This is a genomic window from Acinetobacter sp. 1125_18A (genome assembly GCF_052824985.1).
Window position 1 is genome coordinate 204439 of sequence record NZ_VTDG01000001.1, and the last position, 16117, is coordinate 220555.

15 protein-coding genes are annotated in these 16117 nt (G+C 38.1%); 8 read left to right on the top strand and 7 right to left on the bottom strand.

What is annotated here, in order from left to right; all coding sequences use genetic code 11:
* Positions 1–513 precede the first annotated feature (513 nt).
* Both FY049_RS00985 and FY049_RS00990 read left to right on the top strand, forming a co-directional pair.
* Positions 514–1398 carry a class I SAM-dependent methyltransferase gene (locus tag FY049_RS00985; protein WP_446082972.1) on the top strand — a complete coding sequence of 295 codons (885 nt, stop codon included), beginning with the start codon at positions 514–516 and terminating at the stop codon, positions 1396–1398.
* 145 nt (positions 1399–1543) lie between these two features.
* A complete protein-coding gene (locus FY049_RS00990; protein ID WP_004717345.1) occupies positions 1544–2167 on the top strand; it encodes a CatB-related O-acetyltransferase in 624 nt (207 codons plus the stop codon).
* Between the two features lie 85 nt (positions 2168–2252).
* Here the strand turns inward: FY049_RS00990 and FY049_RS00995 are convergent, their stop codons facing one another.
* The gene (locus FY049_RS00995) at positions 2253–3641 is read right to left on the bottom strand and encodes an amino acid permease (protein ID WP_446082973.1); all 1389 of its coding nucleotides are present in this window, start codon (positions 3639–3641) and stop codon (positions 2253–2255) included.
* Between the two features lie 353 nt (positions 3642–3994).
* Here FY049_RS00995 and fahA point away from each other — a divergent pair, with 353 nt between their 5' ends.
* From fahA to FY049_RS01015, 4 genes are all read left to right on the top strand, one after another.
* Complete coding sequence (gene fahA / locus FY049_RS01000; protein ID WP_446082974.1) at positions 3995–5302, top strand: fumarylacetoacetase; 1308 nt, start codon at positions 3995–3997, stop codon at positions 5300–5302.
* Positions 5289–5921 (top strand): maleylacetoacetate isomerase, encoded by a 633-nt coding sequence (gene maiA / locus FY049_RS01005; RefSeq protein WP_105713576.1) that lies wholly within the window; start codon positions 5289–5291, stop codon positions 5919–5921. The genes fahA and maiA overlap by 14 nt, the downstream gene beginning before the upstream one ends.
* Positions 5922–5939: 18 nt before the next feature.
* Positions 5940–6488: a VOC family protein gene (locus FY049_RS01010; RefSeq protein ID WP_004717353.1), complete on the top strand. Its 549-nt coding sequence runs from the start codon at positions 5940–5942 to the stop codon at positions 6486–6488.
* A gap of 426 nt (positions 6489–6914) precedes the next feature.
* A complete protein-coding gene (locus FY049_RS01015; RefSeq protein WP_056518097.1) occupies positions 6915–7694 on the top strand; it encodes an IclR family transcriptional regulator in 780 nt (259 codons plus the stop codon).
* Between the two features lie 69 nt (positions 7695–7763).
* Here the strand turns inward: FY049_RS01015 and hppD are convergent, their stop codons facing one another.
* Both hppD and FY049_RS01025 read right to left on the bottom strand, forming a co-directional pair.
* On the bottom strand, positions 7764–8819 hold the full coding sequence (gene hppD, locus FY049_RS01020) for a 4-hydroxyphenylpyruvate dioxygenase (protein WP_004717360.1): 1056 nt from the start codon (positions 8817–8819) through the stop codon (positions 7764–7766).
* Between the two features lie 353 nt (positions 8820–9172).
* Positions 9173–9958, bottom strand: coding sequence for an enoyl-CoA hydratase-related protein (locus FY049_RS01025; RefSeq protein WP_446082975.1), 786 nt, complete (start codon positions 9956–9958; stop codon positions 9173–9175).
* Between the two features lie 424 nt (positions 9959–10382).
* Here FY049_RS01025 and FY049_RS01030 point away from each other — a divergent pair, with 424 nt between their 5' ends.
* On the top strand, positions 10383–10820 hold the full coding sequence (locus FY049_RS01030) for a universal stress protein (RefSeq protein WP_004717364.1): 438 nt from the start codon (positions 10383–10385) through the stop codon (positions 10818–10820).
* A 48-nt stretch (positions 10821–10868) separates the two neighbouring features.
* Here FY049_RS01030 and FY049_RS01035 read toward each other — a convergent pair whose 3' ends face one another.
* Positions 10869–11183 (bottom strand): MGMT family protein, encoded by a 315-nt coding sequence (locus FY049_RS01035; RefSeq protein ID WP_096734820.1) that lies wholly within the window; start codon positions 11181–11183, stop codon positions 10869–10871.
* A 166-nt stretch (positions 11184–11349) separates the two neighbouring features.
* Between FY049_RS01035 and FY049_RS01040 the strand changes: the two genes are divergently transcribed.
* Entirely contained in the window at positions 11350–12324 is a 975-nt protein-coding gene (locus tag FY049_RS01040) for an alpha/beta fold hydrolase (protein WP_004717368.1), read from the top strand.
* 123 nt (positions 12325–12447) lie between these two features.
* Here FY049_RS01040 and FY049_RS01045 read toward each other — a convergent pair whose 3' ends face one another.
* The 3 genes from FY049_RS01045 to FY049_RS01055 form a co-directional block, all read right to left on the bottom strand.
* Positions 12448–13947: a cation:proton antiporter gene (locus tag FY049_RS01045; protein WP_446082976.1), complete on the bottom strand. Its 1500-nt coding sequence runs from the start codon at positions 13945–13947 to the stop codon at positions 12448–12450.
* Positions 13948–14175: 228 nt separating this feature from the next.
* Positions 14176–15066: a KPN_02809 family neutral zinc metallopeptidase gene (gene ypfJ, locus FY049_RS01050; protein WP_446082977.1), complete on the bottom strand. Its 891-nt coding sequence runs from the start codon at positions 15064–15066 to the stop codon at positions 14176–14178.
* A 52-nt stretch (positions 15067–15118) separates the two neighbouring features.
* Positions 15119–16045: a DUF808 domain-containing protein gene (locus tag FY049_RS01055; RefSeq protein ID WP_224964017.1), complete on the bottom strand. Its 927-nt coding sequence runs from the start codon at positions 16043–16045 to the stop codon at positions 15119–15121.
* Between the last annotated feature and the right edge of the window lie 72 nt (positions 16046–16117).

A 16117-nucleotide genomic window follows, 5' to 3' on the forward strand; every position in this document is an offset into this window, starting at 1 on the left:
GCTTTAGAAATAGACTCAACCAAGGTGAAGTGGAATACGACGTGGTCAATGTTGAATATATTTAACACATACTAGGGCTGATGATTCAGCCCTTTTTATTGGGCTAAAAATATAATATGAATAACAAAAAACTCGTAACTTTATATTCAATCATCAGTAATTAACTAAGAAAAACTGACTCAAATATTTTTTTCAAAAACTCAAGATATATAGTCAAACCACCTCATTATTAATACAAGTGAAGGGTGACTATAGATAAAAAAATTTAAAAACAGTCAGATCAGAATAACCCTGCATTCACCTAGAAAATAACACTGATCGCATATCCATTTAATCAACATCAAGCATCATCCATACATCGCTCAGATCTTGCGCCAAGCTAAATAAGATGCCTCAGCCATATAGATACCAAGAAAACTAGCAATTATCACCAACTGTTCAAAGTAAATTGCCATTGTTAAATATTTTCTATGCATTACATTGAGGAAAAATTAAAATTCATTGAGGACGAGGATGAAAGCAGGACGAGCAAGTAAAACTGCTGAAGCGGCAGCAGCAATTAGGGCCAATCACCATTTAAATGCCAACGATCCAGTATTCTCTGACCCTTATGCATTTGAAATGACCAATTCACAATGGCGCTTACTTTTAAATAACGCCCTTCTACGTAAAGCGTTAAATTCCAATTTGATGAATCAAACTTTTGGTAAATTAACTGGACAAGTGGTTGGACGTTCTCGCTATACAGAAGATCTTTTAAAGCAAGCGATTGAACATGATCATATTCAACAGTATGTATTGGTTGGCGCTGGTCTAGACTCTTTTGTATTACGCTTGGCCCAGCAATACCCTCAACTCAAAATATTTGAAATTGATCATCCTGATACACAAAAAACCAAATTAGAAAAATTAAAAAAGCTCAGTAATACAGGTGAGCTCCCAAGCAATGTGGAATTTGTAGGGATTGATTTTGAAAAAGAAAAACTGTCTGATGCTTTGGCGCGTAGTGGATTTCAAAATACCCAAGCTGCATTTTTTTCATGGCTGGGCACAACCCATTATTTAACCCCACAAGCAACCCTAGCAACCTTACACAACATTGCATCCTTTACTGGCAAAAATAGCCAAGTCGTGATGGATTATTCGATTGATTATAAAGCCTTACAAGGTATTGAGCGTTTGGGTAGCTTCGCAGTGTCACAGTTTACCCGTTTCTTAAAAGAGCCTTTGATTGGTGCGTTTGCTTCGCAAGCATTGCATCATGCAGTTGAAATGATGGGTTATCAGGTGGTTGAAGATTTATCAGGAAAAGACATTACCCATCGTTACTTTAACCATCGTGCTGATCATATTCGTCATACCCATGCCACGCATTTGATCCATTTAAAAATAGGTTAATACTTGAATACCAGCCAAGGAATAGCTGAAGAATTGATGTTTAAACCCAATACACTGAATATTTTTTAATTGCTGATCAAGATCTAAGTTCAATCTAAGGTTACAATGCGCGCTCTAGCCTTTGCACTTAAGCTTTTGTACTCCCATGACTGACGCTATTCACTCCCCCGTAAAACACTGGTGCGAATTTGAGTTTATTTCTAAGACTGTGAAAAATCCCAATATTCATATTAAAGGAAATTATTCTTATTATTCGGCATATTGGGATCAGGGGTTTGAACGTTGCGTGGTGCGTTATTTGCATGATAAGCCATCAACTGTAGAGAAACCAATTGACCAGTTATATATTGGTAACTTTGTTTGTTTTGGGGCGGAATGTGTGATCATGATGGGTGGAAATCAATTACATCGCCCTGACTGGATTTCTACATTTCCTTTTGATACCCGTAGCTTTTTACCCGCTGGGGATACGGTGATTGGCGATGGTTGTTGGATTGGCAGTCGTGCCATGATTATGCAAGGGGTAACGCTAGGTGAAGGTGCCATCATTGCTACAGGTGCAGTCGTCACTCAAGACGTGCCAGCGTATGCAATTGTCGGTGGTGTACCGGCAAAACTCATTAAATATCGGTTTTCTCAGGATCAGATTGAAAAATTACAGTCAGTTAAATTGTATGATTTAGATGAAAAGCAGATTTTAAAAATTCGTGAACAATTACAAGGCGATGATATCAATCAATTGATTGAGTTTTTAAAAGCAGCAGAATAATTCCGTCGGTATAGGTTAATAATCACACAGAAAGCAAAAGGGCTAAATATCAATTTAGCCCTTTTGCAAAGATTAAAATCTTTTGCTATACCTCAGAATTTAACACAACATTTTGCTGTGCATTTTTTAACTTTCGTTGTTTCAGATAATAAGCAAGCATCAAACAAAGAATCCATGCTGGAATCATCATTACCGCAATACGCATATTCTCGGTGAATGACATTACCACCAGAATACCCAACATAAAGATAATGCAAAGATAATTACTGAATGGATAAGCAATACTTGGAAACTTGGTGGTCTGCCCTTGTGTTTGCATGGCTTTACGGAACTTTAAATGCGTCCATGAAATGACCACCCAGTTAATCACAATTGCAGCAACCACCAACATCATCAATAAACCAAATGCTTTTTCTGGAAATGCATAATTGAGTAGTACACATAAAACTGTGACAAAAGCTGAAACATAGACTGCATTGGTTGGAATACCACGCTTATTAATATGCTTAAGGAACTTTGGTGCATTACCCTGTTGCGCCAAACCAAGTAACATGCGACTACTACAATAACTGGTCCCGTTATACACCGAAACAGCTGCAGTAAGGATGACAAAATTCAGTAAGGTCGCAACACCATGACTATCCAGTGAAGCAAATACCATTACAAATGGACTACCGCCTTCTGCCATTTGGTTCCATGGAAAAAGTGCAAATAAGATAAACAGTGTTGCAATATAGAAAATCAAAATACGGTAAATAATTTGATTGACTGCTTTAGGCAGAGTTTTATCAGGATCACGCGCTTCTGCTGCGGTAATACCAAATAGCTCAATCCCACCAAAGGCAAAAATAATCACAGCCATTGCCATGACTAAACCTTCCACACCAAATGGGAAAAACCCACCCAATGCCCAAAGGTTACTAATGCTTGCCTGTGGCCCTGCTGTACCTGTTGCAAGTAAGTAGGAACCAAAGCCGATCATGGCTAAGATTGCCAAAATTTTGACAATAGAGAACCAAAACTCCATTTCGCCAAAAAATTTAACATGCAATAAGTTGATACCGTTGATTAAAACAAAAAACACCAATGCTGAAATCCAAGTCGGAATTTCAGGCCACCAATATTGAACATAAAGACCAATTGCGCTCAGCTCTGCCATACATACCAAAACATTGAGTACCCAATAATTCCAGCCAGACATAAAACCTGCAAATGAGCCCCAGTATTTGTAGGCAAAGTGACTAAATGAACCACTGACGGGTTCTTGCACCACCATTTCACCTAACTGTCGCATCATTAAAAACGCAATAAATCCAGCAATCGCATAACCGAGTATGACTGAAGGACCTGCAAGCTTAATCGATTGCGAAATACCCAGAAACAATCCTGTACCAATAGCACCACCTAGCGCGATAAGCTGGATGTGCCGATTGCTTAAACCATGTTTCAGGTTTCCTTGCTCATGTTTTGACATATGATTATTCTCATCCTTGTCTCGTAATTTTTGTATTCAAAATTACGTATATCATAAGTTAATCAAAAATGCCTATATCTAATCGAAAAATAATTGATTTACTTTTCTCATAACCGCGCATATAAGCAGAAAATTCAACAAATAACAATTATTATGAATTATGTAATCAAATTATGTATTGCGTAATTAAATATTTTCAGTATGATAGAAATGATAAGACACTGACAACTTGCTTGAGTCATTTGAACAAGGCATCTAAATAGCTTTATATTTATTTGTTTTTCAAATACTTAAGAAAATACATTAAAGATTTTGATCACCCCTAACAAAATTAAAGACAAGGAAAGCAAATCATGAACTCACATTTAACTTGTTTTCTTGAAATTGACTCACAATCAGATTTCACAATACATAATTTGCCCTACGGTATTTTTAGTGAAACACCCCAAGGCACAAAACGAGTGGGTGTTGCCATTGGAGATTGGGTCATAGACCTTGCCCACTTAGAGGTACATGGACTATTAGTGATCAATGGACATCAAGATTGTTTTAATCAAGCGACACTGAATAAATTTATAGAAACGGGTAAACACAACTGGCAAAAGGTTCGTACTACATTACAAAGTCTACTCTCTGCTGAAAATCCAACACTTCGTGATGATGTGGTTTTACGCCAAAACGCATTGTTTAAGCAAAATACAGTCACTTTACACTTACCTATTCAAGTCTCTGGCTATACAGATTTCTACTCGTCCAAAGAACATGCTACCAATGTCGGAACCATGTTTAGAGATCCAAAGAATGCATTGCTTCCAAACTGGAGCGAACTTCCTGTGGGATATAATGGTCGTGCCAGCTCTGTGATTGTCAGTGGCAAAGATATTGTTCGCCCTTCTGGCCAAATCAAATTACCAGATCAAGAACGCCCTGTTTTCTCTGCAACACGTAAACTCGATTTTGAATTAGAAACCGCCTTTATCGTTGGTAAAGCGACTGAATTGGGTGAGCCTATCGCGATTGCAGATGCTTGGGAGCATATTTTTGGTATGGTTTTGCTCAATGACTGGTCGGCACGTGATATTCAACAATGGGAATACGTACCATTAGGCCCGTTTAACGCCAAGACTTTTGCAAGTGCAATTTCACCTTGGGTAGTAACCATGCAAGCACTGGAACCATTTAAAGTCAAAGGTCCAGAACAACAGCCTAAACCACTTTGCTATTTAGAAGAAAATATTGCCAACAGCTATGATATTCACCTCAGTATTGAAGTTCAAAGCCCTCAATCAGCACAAGCTGATGTGATTTGCCAGACCAACTTTAAATATATGTATTGGTCAATGGCACAGCAACTCACCCACCACACGATTGCCGGTTGCAATGTCCAAGTCGGTGACTTGATGGGTTCAGGCACAATTTCAGGTCCTACAGAAGATGCTTATGGTAGTTTGCTTGAACTGACATGGAATACCACCAAACCGCTCACCCTCTCGAATGGCGAAAAACGTGGTTTTTTACAAGATGGTGACCGTGTTGTGATGAAAGGCTATTGTGAAAAAGCAGGGATCCGAGTGGGCTTTGGTGAGGTTGCCAATAGCATTTTGCCAGCTCGCCAGTTTAACTTTCATCAAACAGAAGACTTGAGCTATGAAACTGTATAGTTATTTTCGTAGCTCTGCAGCTTATCGGGTTCGAATTGCACTGAACCTCAAACAACTGAGTTATGAAATACAGCCCGTGCATTTGGTCAAGAATGAGCAACTGCTAGAGCGTTACCAAGCACTTAATCCAAGTCAGTGTGTTCCAACTTTAGTGGATGAAGATCAAAGCTTTTTACAGTCACTCAGTATTTTGGAATATCTGGAAGAACGTTATCCAGCAATTTCATTGTTGCCTGACAATATCGTCACGCGCTGTAAAGTACGTGCTTTTGCACAAGCGATCGCCTGCGATATTCATCCGTTAAATAATTTAAGAGTCTTAAAGTATTTACAAAATGATCTCAGTCTCAGTGACGAGCAAAAAAAACACTGGTACCAACACTGGATCATAGCGGGCTTTAACAGCTTAGAAGCCCAACTACAAGATTCAAATGGGCAATTCTGTTTTGGTACACAACCGACATTTGCAGACTGTTGTTTGATTCCTCAAGTCTATAACGCCAAACGCTTTAAAATTGATTTAAGCGCTTTTGCAAAGATTGAGTCGATTAGTCAACACTGTTTAACCCTTCCTGCCTTCTTCAATGCAGCCCCAGAACAACAACCAGATTGGGAATAAAGATAAAGGAGTTTTATCATGAGCTTTGCGATTAAAAAAATTCACCATGTGGCTTATCGTTGTAAAGATGCCAAAGAAACCGTGGAATGGTATAAAAAAATGCTCAATATGGATTTTATTTTGGCCTTTGCTGAAGACCATGTGCCTTCGACTAAAGCCTTTGATCCGTATATGCATTTATTCTTAGATGCTGGACAAGGCAATGTATTGGCATTTTTTGAACTGCCTACTCAACCCGATATGGGGCGTGATGAAAATACCCCTCAATGGGTTCAACATATCGCATTTGAAGTCGAAGACCTCGATACGTTATTGATTGCAAAAGAACATCTTGAAACACATGGTGTTAAAGTTCTTGGTGTCACCAACCATGGCATTTTCCACTCGATTTATTTCTTTGACCCCAATGGTCATCGTTTAGAACTGACCTATAACGATGTGCATGCAGATGCAAAAATCGCACGAATTACCGAAGAAATGAAATTAGAAATGCTGGATGAGTGGAGCCGTACCAAACGTGCGCCTCAGCATACTCACTTTTTGCATGAAGACGAGTTGGGAGCATAACCATGCTCAGTTGAGTATGTCTGCGTGCCAAAGCCAACTTAGTACTTACTAAGTTTATTAATCGAATGATTCGTGATTTGGCATCCTAGATCTAGTTGAACACGATATTAAGCAGCTTTAATGGCACACAATGCTAGTTTTGCTGGAACTCATCGGTATTGAAGCCTTGTGACACCAATACCGATTTTTATCGGCTTAACTTTAATGGTCTAGATCTTTTAATGATGTACTGTTGTTTAATAAATCATATGCAGCACTTCAAAAACAATTGTATGCTGATAACATTCACTGAGGCTCTTTTGATATTTCATTTAAAAAGATAAGTTCTATTTTGTACAATGCTCAGGCACTATGTGTTAAATATGTAAATCAAATATCGACAGCACATCAACACTGCTAGATCGTATACAGATTAAGGGTTATTCAATGATTGAAGAAAAGTTGTCTGGTGGGGTTCAATCACTTGAGGTGGGCTTAGCCGTTCTCAATGCCCTTTTGGAACATAATAAGCCGATTATTTTAAAAGAGTTGTCGAGTAAACTTGATATGCATCCAGCCAAGGTACATCGTTATCTTGTCAGTTTGATTCGGATGAATTATGCAAAACAACTTGAGGGTGGTCAGTATGCGCTTGGTGATCAAGCTTGGCGTTTAGGTTTAAACTGTATCCAACACACCGATGTTTTACAGCTTGTTCAGCACCTTATTTATGAATTACAAAGTAAAATTGGTTGCGGGATTCAAATCAGCAAATGGTCACCTAAAGGCCCATTAGTTGTACAGTCGATTGAATCAAATCATCCGATTTCAATTGTGACCAAAGTCGGTTCGATCATGCCTTTAGTAAATTCAGCTGCTGGGCGGGTTTTTGCCTCCTATTTACCCGAAGCGCTAATCAAGCCATTGATGCACTCTGAATGGGAAAAAGCAACGCTGAACCATAGTCAAGTCAAACCCACCAATTGGGACGAATTTCTTGTTTTAAAAGAAAATACTTTACAACAAGGTATGGCAATTGCCCAAGGTGACTTACTTGTTGGTATCAATGCTGTGGGTTTACCTATTTTCAATGCGCATCTTGCAATGGAATTTTGTATTGTTGCATTAGACAGTGAAATGTTTTTACCAGTCAACGCGGGTAGTGAAAAACTTGAACTATTTAAACGTGAAGTTGCTGCGATGAATCAATATATACAAACACGTTAATTTTTTAGTGAAAGATTGCAAAAAAGCCAAGAATTAAATTCTTGGCTTTTTGTATTGAGTACGATTTTGTTATTTGGCTTCTAATACGCCACGGCGGATTTGGTCACGTTCAATTGATTCAAACAATGCCTTAAAGTTACCCTCACCAAAACCATCGTCGTCTTTACGTTGAATAAATTCAAAGAATACAGGTCCAAGCATATTTTCAGAGAAAATCTGTAATAACAGTTTCTTCTGACCGTCTTTGGTATTGCCATCTAACAGAATACCGCGCTTTTGCAGCTCTTCTGTCGGCTCACCATGATCAGGCAGACGATCTTTTAACATTTCATAATAAGTTTCAGGAGGTGCCGTCATAAACTTCAGCCCTAAACCTTTTAACTTATCCCATGTTGAAATTAAGTCATCGGTAATAAAAGCAATGTGTTGAATGCCTTCTCCGTTAAAGTCAGCCAAAAACTCAGCGATTTGTCCATTGCCTTTGTCTGAGTCTTCATTCAAAGGAATACGAATCATCCCATCAGGTGCAGTCAGCGCCTTAGAAGTTAAACCCGTATATTCACCTTTGATATCGAAATAGCGAATTTCTTGGAAGTTAAAGATTTTTTCATAGAAATTTGCCCAATAATCCATGCGTCCTTTATAGACATTATGGGTTAAATGATCAATTTCATTTAAACCAGCTCCACGTGGATTTCGATTTTCGTCATCAAAGAATACAAAATCATTTTCATAAATATCACGATCAACCAAGAAAATTGGCATACCGCCTATGCCTTTAATCGCTGGGATATTTAATTCCATTGGTCCTGCTTGCGAATACATTGGCTCTGCGCCAAGTTCAATTGCATTTTTAAAAGCTTTGGCTGCATCACGCGTTCTAAACCCCATTGCACATGCTGATGGGCCATGTTCTTTAAAGAAGAATGATGCATAAGATTCAGGTTGATAATTCAAGATAATATTAATATTACCCTGACGCCATAAATAAACTTTTTTTGATTTATGCTTTGCGACTTTAGCAAAACCAATTGCTTCAAAGATTTGATCTAATCCATTTTCCGTCGAAACAAACTCAATAAATGCAAAGCCACATAGTTCTAATGGGTTATCTAAAATATCCATCTAGTTTCCCTTATTTGAATAAATTCATCCGTTTTTTAATGCCGAGAAAAGATCACAGGTATTTAGGTCAATCAACAAAATATCCTGATTTGAACTCTTCCTTTCCATAATTTAGTCCATGTAAAGCGCTAACCTTGAGCTGCATTTACACTGACGTTTAACTCTAAATTTATCCTACAAGAAAGCTCCAATTTATGCAATACATAATCAAATTATGTTATGTGTAATTTTTTATTTCTTATTCTAATAACCTCGAGCATACTATTTTCGCGCAAATAGCATTACATTATTATGAGACTTTCCTACTAGCTTTGATGTTTCAGGTTAAAAAGCTTCCCAACTTAAATCGTTATTTATCGTCCTTTAAAATTTGGCTTATCTTTCATTAAAAAAGCGCGAACACCTTCTAAAAAATCTGCTGACTGCCCTGCCTGTCTTTGCAAATCCTGCTCAACTTTAACTTGGCTGGTAAAATCATTTTGCATGCTGACCCGCATCGCTTGCTTAATCAAAGCAAAACTCAGGCTGGCTTGGGTTGCCAAATGCTCAGCTAAAGCAACAACCTCTATCTGTAACTGATCATCTTCTACCACTTTATAAATCATTCCCAATCGTTCAGCTTCATCTGCACTGATTTTTTCGGCAGTCAGCATCAATGCTTTGGCCTTGGCAAAGCCGATCATACGCGGCAATAACCAAGTTGCACCACAGTCTGGAATTAAGCCAATTTTACTAAAAATTTGTGAAAAGCTTGCAGACCTTGCTGCAATCACGATATCACATAACAATACTAAGCTCGCTCCCGCACCAGCTGCAACGCCATTTACAGCACAGATAATCACTTTTGGTAGTGTATTGATGAGCGCTAATAAGGGATTAAAGTATTTTTCCAAGACCAAACCCAAGTCTATAGCATCGCCATCAAATAAATCTGGGTTTATCGCCTGACCTGCACAAAATGCTTTTCCAATCGCAGCAATCACAATAATGCGGATTTCGGTATTATCTTTCCATTGTGTTAAGACCTCTACAATTTCAAGGCACATTTGCGGTGTAAAGCTATTGAATTGTTCAGGCCGATTTAAGCTCAAATATCCAACTGCATTTTTTTCTTCGACTATAATTGTTTGATATTCCATTGTCTTTTCCTTTTAATCCATGGTTTAAATTGTAATGTCCTATTATTTTCAGTATTTATATTTAAAACATTTTAAAGGAAGAACTGGATTTACAATTTGCCAATTGTTTCATTCAGCCTCTATATTTTCTCAATTGTGTATGGCTTTTGTTTAAACAATTTAAAGCTTTATTTTGATCATGCTTGATTGCATCTCGATCTTTATTTTATTGATTGATTTATCTTTTTATTCAGCTGCATTTACAAGCAACAAAACGATGTAACTTGATGCCAATGCTTTTAATTAAATTTATGATATTTATATGAATTATCCCTACACATTTACTCGGTTTTATTCATCTCATATTCACGTTATGATGATTCTATAAACTTAGAATTGTAATAAATATTCAACTCAGCTTTTTGGTAAAATAAGGAAAATAGACATGGCTTATCAAAATATCCTCGTTCCTGTTGATGGTTCAGAAACCTCATTATCTGTTGTAAAACATGCGGTTGAATTTGCCAAAGCATTTAACAGTAAAATCACGGTTGTACAGGTGATGACTTTAGATCCTTATATTGCATCAGAATATTTGGCGCATGGTCAAAGCAATATGCTGATTGAGCGTGCTCGTGAATTTATTCAATCCAATATCAATGTGGCAAAAGATCAATTTGCCGCAGAAGGTGTGCAAGTTGAAACACGTTTACTTGAAGGTGAAAATATTGCACATACCTTAAATCAAGCTGTGCAGGATTTAAAAATTGATTTGGTCATCCTCAGTTCACATGGTCGTACCGGACTGAAAAAAATTATTATGGGCAGCGTAGCGCAAAGCTTATTAACTGAATTACAAATCCCAGTTTTAGTAATTAAATAATTTTCACTATTTGTTTTAAACATTCCTCACTATCTTTATAGTGAGGAACTAAGGTGCCCATTGATACTTTTTTAGATTTATTTTGCCATCAATAACCACAACATCCTCAGCCAATAACTTTGCAGTCTGAATACACATTCCCTTTTCATCCAGCTTTTTTAAGCTGATTCTCCCTTGTGAATTAACCACGCGATACCAAGGGATATCATGATCTTCAGGTAACTGTCCTAATACACGCCCAACCAACCGTGCATGTTTGGGTAAGCCTGCATATTTGGCAACTTGACCATAACTGGCAACTTTACCTTGGGGAATTTGTATGATGACATTTAAAATCATCTGAGCGAGTTCATGATTTGACATTTTTTAGATCAATCAAATAATAAAAAATAATATTCATAAACATCTTGGCAAACGGGGTTAAATTGACTTTGAAAATAGGCTTTAAACATTTTAGGCAAATGTAATTTGACTGTACATAATCTAATCTTAAATCGTACCTCAAATACAACAACAAGAGTATTCAAAGATGAAAGGAATCTTCAACAAACTGATTTTATCGACGGCATTGGCAATAGGTTCTGTGGTAACAGTAGGCTTATCGACCACAAGCTATGCTGCTCCAGCGATTGACATTCAAAGTGTGCTTCAACAAGAACGAGCATGGGCGGGCATGGAAACCAAACGTGTAAAAGTCGGTGATATTGATTGGGCTTATAGTGAAGGCGGACCTGCTGGCAAACCTACCATTATGCTCGTTCATGGCCTAGCTGGAAGTCGTGACAACTGGAATCGTGTGGCACGTTACTTAACGCCTTATTACCATGTGATTATTCCTGATCTTCCTGGTCAAGGTGACAGTAAAGTCCCTAACGATTTTGATTACTCATTGCCCAATCTCACTGAAAAATTACGTCGTTTTGCTGAAGCCATTAAAGTAGATAATGGCTTAAATGTCGCTGGTCACTCGATGGGTGGCTCGATTTCCTTACTTTACGCAGCACAATACCCTGTTGATACCAAATCTTTATTTTTAATTGATAGTGCAGGTGTATTTAAATCTGCCAATACTCCTTATTTAAAAGATCCAACAACTTTACGTAATATGATTGTCAGCAAACCTGGCGATTTTGATCGTTTAATGAAAATTGCAACCAGTCTACCGCCTTTTATTCCTAAAGAATTAAAAGATGCTCAAGAGAAATTGATGATTAGCCAATCGGCAAACACCACCAAATTGGTTGAGCAACTGATTGTCATGTCTAAATTATTTACTCCAGATTCTTTTGCCATTGCAGCACGTTCGATTGACCAGCCGGTATTGATTGCATGGGGAGATAAAGACCAAATTATCAATGTTGAAGCTGCGGCTGAACTCAAAGGCTTATTGAAAAATGCACAAGAGCCAATCATTCTAAAAGGAGTCGGGCATTTACCGATTTTAGAACAAGAGCAACTTTTGATTAAACCTTACCTCGATTTCTTAGGCAAAAACGCAAAATAACAGCTCCAATAAAAAAGCCAGTATTGTTACTGGCTTTTTTATTGCGATAGACGTCTAAGAATATTGAAGTTTTAGCCTCTCAATTTTACACCTTAACTATTCGTCTGACTTAATGCGCTGCATTTAGAAGTTACCAGGATTTTCCAATCGCTTCATTTCTTGCGCTTTTTCAGGATGATGTACGGAGGCCACACCATCTGCAGCTTTCTTGTCAACCAACGCTTCTGGGTTATAAATGGTGATGGTTTCATGCCCTTCGTTATCTTCACCCACAATATATTTGATGCCTTTACGGTTCATTTTATTGCACATGCGCTGATACCAACCTTTGAAACCTTGGGTTTCTTCATTTGGATTGTAATAAAAGGCATTCATGACTGCAGGTAAACCCAAACCACAGACGACACCTGAAAGTAATACGCTGATAAAGGTATAACCAATTAGAATACTACTGTAATCACGTAACTCAGGGACGTTTGCCACAGCAAGGATCAATGCAAGTGAAATTCCCCCACGAACCCCTCCCCAAGAAAGAATAGCCAGACTACCGTTATAGCTCTTTTTGCGGAACGATGGGAAAAATGCAAAAGCTAAGAAATTTGCGGCAAAACGAGAGAGATGCAAGGCAAAGAAAGCAAAAATACCACCAAGAATCAAACTTGTGCTTAAATCTAAAATAAAGATTTCTAGACCAATCAAGGTGAAGAGGAAAGAGTTAATAATCCCTTCTACCGTATGCCAAAAATGATTAACCTCACGAATTTCACGATCCTGTAAAATTTCTTTCCATTTATTACCGACAATTAAACCGCCAATCACACAGGCAATCGGAGCGGATGCATGGGCAAATAATGCAACCAGATAAGAGCCACATGCCAATAATGCAGTGGTAAGAATCAAAGACTCCATCTCGTGTTTACCACGTAATAAACGCAAGATTCCCAGACCAAAAGCCCAACCAATGATGACCGCAACCACAATCTCATATAAGAAAGTTTGTAGCGTTGCCACTAAACTAAAATGCTCTCCTTCGAGGACATTCAATAAAGTCATGAAGACTGCGATACACATTGCATCGTTAAATAAGGACTCGCCTTCCAACTTAACAATCAGATGATGGGGCGCACGTACTGAACTTAGGACACCTTTGATCCCAATCGGATCTGTCGCACCTAAGGCAGAACCCAATAACAATAAAACTAAAATTGGAACGGGATTGCCAATCAAGAATTGGAAACCAAACACCAATCCTGCAAAAAATACAGCACAGAGCAGTAAAGCAATCGTTGCCAAGATACTGATCGGCTTCCAATAAACTTTTAAATCTGAAACCTTAAATTTAAGTGCTGAAGAAGTCAGAATGAAGCAAATGACACCATTGACTAAAAAATCATAAAAATCGACATGCCGTACAGCTTCTTCAATGTTATGAATATTAATCGAGATAAATTGATTGCCATTGAGTAAGCTGGCACCCCATTGCAAAATAAAGACAAAAATTGCTGAAACAATGGGAACACCAATGGCTTGAGGGAAACCTAATATTCGCTTATTAAAAATTGTAGTCGCGATAGAAAGCGCAAAAATGACTGTAAAGACCTGAAGAAAGAAATAGTTACCCATCCGAAACCTGTTTTAGATTTTTAATTTAAATGCACATCAAACACTCAATCATTTTTTTATAAAATATAAAATAAGAGACCATTTAACAATCTAGATAATTGTACAAAAAAAACTGAAATATGATGATTACTGGTTATATTTTTTAACATAAAAAGCGCTTAAAAAAAATTGATTGAGAAAAAAAGAGAACATGATGTTCTCTTCTTTAACTCAACAATCTATAGCTGTCTATTTAAAGGTATCACACGCATTGATATCACCAGAGTTCATACCGATGTTAAACCATTGCATACGTTGCTGACTGGTGCCATGCGTAAAGCTGTCTGGTACCGCATAACCACGTGCTTTTTTCTGCAAGTAGTCATCACCAATTTTTTCAGCAGCATCCATCGCCTCTTCAATATCACCCTGTTCTAAAAACTGGGTGCGTTGTTGTGTACGATTGGCCCAAACCCCAGCTAAACAGTCCGCTTGTAATTCTAAACGTACTGAAAGTTGATTGCCCTGAGTTTCACTGGCACGCTGGCGTGCTTGTTGAACCTGAGACGATATTCCCAATAAATTCTGTACATGATGCCCAACTTCATGCGCAATCACATAAGCTTGTGCAAAATCACCCGCTTCATCTTTAGCTGAAAGCTCAGATTGATTTTTTTCCCCAGAGATGCCCATCTGTTGGCGCATATCTTTAAAGAATTGGGTATCTATATACACTTTTTGATCTGCTGGGCAATAAAATGGCCCCATTGCAGATTCAGCAGTACCACAGCCTGATCGTTCCACACCACTGAACATCACCAGCTTAGGTGAAACGTACTGTACCCCTTGTTGCTGGAAAATTGGCTTCCAAGTATCTTCGGTATCTGCCAAAACAGTTTTAACAAAAGATGCCGTTTCCTGCTGTTCAGGAGTTAAATTGGTGGGAGCAGAATTTTGGCTTGCCCCAGCCGAAGTCACCTGTTTGGTCGCCTGATAGGCTTGCTGTGGATCAACACCAAAAAATTTCCATGCAACAAAAGCGACGATTAAGCCCAGAATACTAATTCCACCCGCTTTTACGCCACCACCGCCACGGCGATCTTCGACATTATCACTTTCTCTACGTCCTTTCCAACGCATAGATCGGTCCTTTTTATTTTAAATTGGCTATCGTTTAGGATGTGCTTTGCATTTAGGTTGTTGTTGATTTACCACGAACTTTTTGAATAAGTCCAACAACCAATACCACGGCTAAGCCTGCGACGATACCAATCAGTAAATTGATTAACGTTGGTGTTAATGCACCAATAACACTACCAACGGTTGGAATATGTTGAATATGATCAACGGCTTCTTCTGACCAATGATGCAAAGTTGAAACAGCATGTGTGATGATCCCCCCACCGACAAGGAACATTGCGATGGTTCCGACAATCGTTAATGTTTTCATTAACTTTGGTGCAAATACCAGTAAACCACGGCCAATGCTTTGTTTAACATTTGATGTTTGTTGGGTTAAGTACAAACCTAAATCATCAATCTTTACAATCATGGCGACAAAGCCATAGACACCGACGGTCATTAAAATTGCGATGACAGATAGCACCATCACTTTGGTACCAAATGTTGCAGCCGCAACAGTCCCTAAAGAAATCACCACAATTTCAGCAGAGAGAATAAAGTCTGTGCGTATCGCGCCTTTAATTTTATCTTTTTCAAATGTGGCTAAATCAGTTTCGATTTGTTCAAGTTCCTCTTGCGCAGCTTCACCGGTTTTGGCTTTTTTATGCTGCAAACTATGTAGAACTTTTTCAACACCTTCATAGCAAAGAAACAAACCACCAATCATCAGCAATGGGTTAATCAACCATGGTGCAACCACACTGATCAGCAAAGCCAAAGGCACTAAAATTAATTTATTGATAAATGAGCCCTTCGCGACACCCCATACCACAGGAAGCTCACGCTCTGCTCTTACACCACTCACTTGTTGTGCGTTCAGTGCTAAATCATCACCTAAAACACCCGCAGTTTTTTTAGCCGCCATTTTACTCATGACTGCAACATCATCGAGCACTGCTGCGATATCATCTAATAATATTAATAGACTACTTGCCATTTTTTATCCAAAATTTTAGTTATCCTGTCATTTTAAAGTGAAAATTCATTTTTCTATATAAAATTTTGTAGA

Excerpts from the sequence above, each read along its gene's own strand:
- FY049_RS00985 (WP_446082972.1), top strand. The coding sequence starts at position 514 with ATGAAAGCAGGACGAGCAAGTAAAACTGCTGAAGCGGCAGCAGCAATT.
- FY049_RS00990 (WP_004717345.1), top strand. The coding sequence starts at position 1,544 with ATGACTGACGCTATTCACTCCCCCGTAAAACACTGGTGCGAATTTGAG.
- FY049_RS00995 (WP_446082973.1), bottom strand. The coding sequence starts at position 3,641 with ATGTCAAAACATGAGCAAGGAAACCTGAAACATGGTTTAAGCAATCGG.
- fahA (WP_446082974.1), top strand. The coding sequence starts at position 3,995 with ATGAACTCACATTTAACTTGTTTTCTTGAAATTGACTCACAATCAGAT.
- maiA (WP_105713576.1), top strand. The coding sequence starts at position 5,289 with ATGAAACTGTATAGTTATTTTCGTAGCTCTGCAGCTTATCGGGTTCGA.
- FY049_RS01010 (WP_004717353.1), top strand. The coding sequence starts at position 5,940 with ATGAGCTTTGCGATTAAAAAAATTCACCATGTGGCTTATCGTTGTAAA.
- FY049_RS01015 (WP_056518097.1), top strand. The coding sequence starts at position 6,915 with ATGATTGAAGAAAAGTTGTCTGGTGGGGTTCAATCACTTGAGGTGGGC.
- hppD (WP_004717360.1), bottom strand. The coding sequence starts at position 8,819 with ATGGATATTTTAGATAACCCATTAGAACTATGTGGCTTTGCATTTATT.
- FY049_RS01025 (WP_446082975.1), bottom strand. The coding sequence starts at position 9,958 with ATGGAATATCAAACAATTATAGTCGAAGAAAAAAATGCAGTTGGATAT.
- FY049_RS01030 (WP_004717364.1), top strand. The coding sequence starts at position 10,383 with ATGGCTTATCAAAATATCCTCGTTCCTGTTGATGGTTCAGAAACCTCA.
- FY049_RS01035 (WP_096734820.1), bottom strand. The coding sequence starts at position 11,183 with ATGTCAAATCATGAACTCGCTCAGATGATTTTAAATGTCATCATACAA.
- FY049_RS01040 (WP_004717368.1), top strand. The coding sequence starts at position 11,350 with ATGAAAGGAATCTTCAACAAACTGATTTTATCGACGGCATTGGCAATA.
- FY049_RS01045 (WP_446082976.1), bottom strand. The coding sequence starts at position 13,947 with ATGGGTAACTATTTCTTTCTTCAGGTCTTTACAGTCATTTTTGCGCTT.
- ypfJ (WP_446082977.1), bottom strand. The coding sequence starts at position 15,066 with ATGCGTTGGAAAGGACGTAGAGAAAGTGATAATGTCGAAGATCGCCGT.
- FY049_RS01055 (WP_224964017.1), bottom strand. The coding sequence starts at position 16,045 with ATGGCAAGTAGTCTATTAATATTATTAGATGATATCGCAGCAGTGCTC.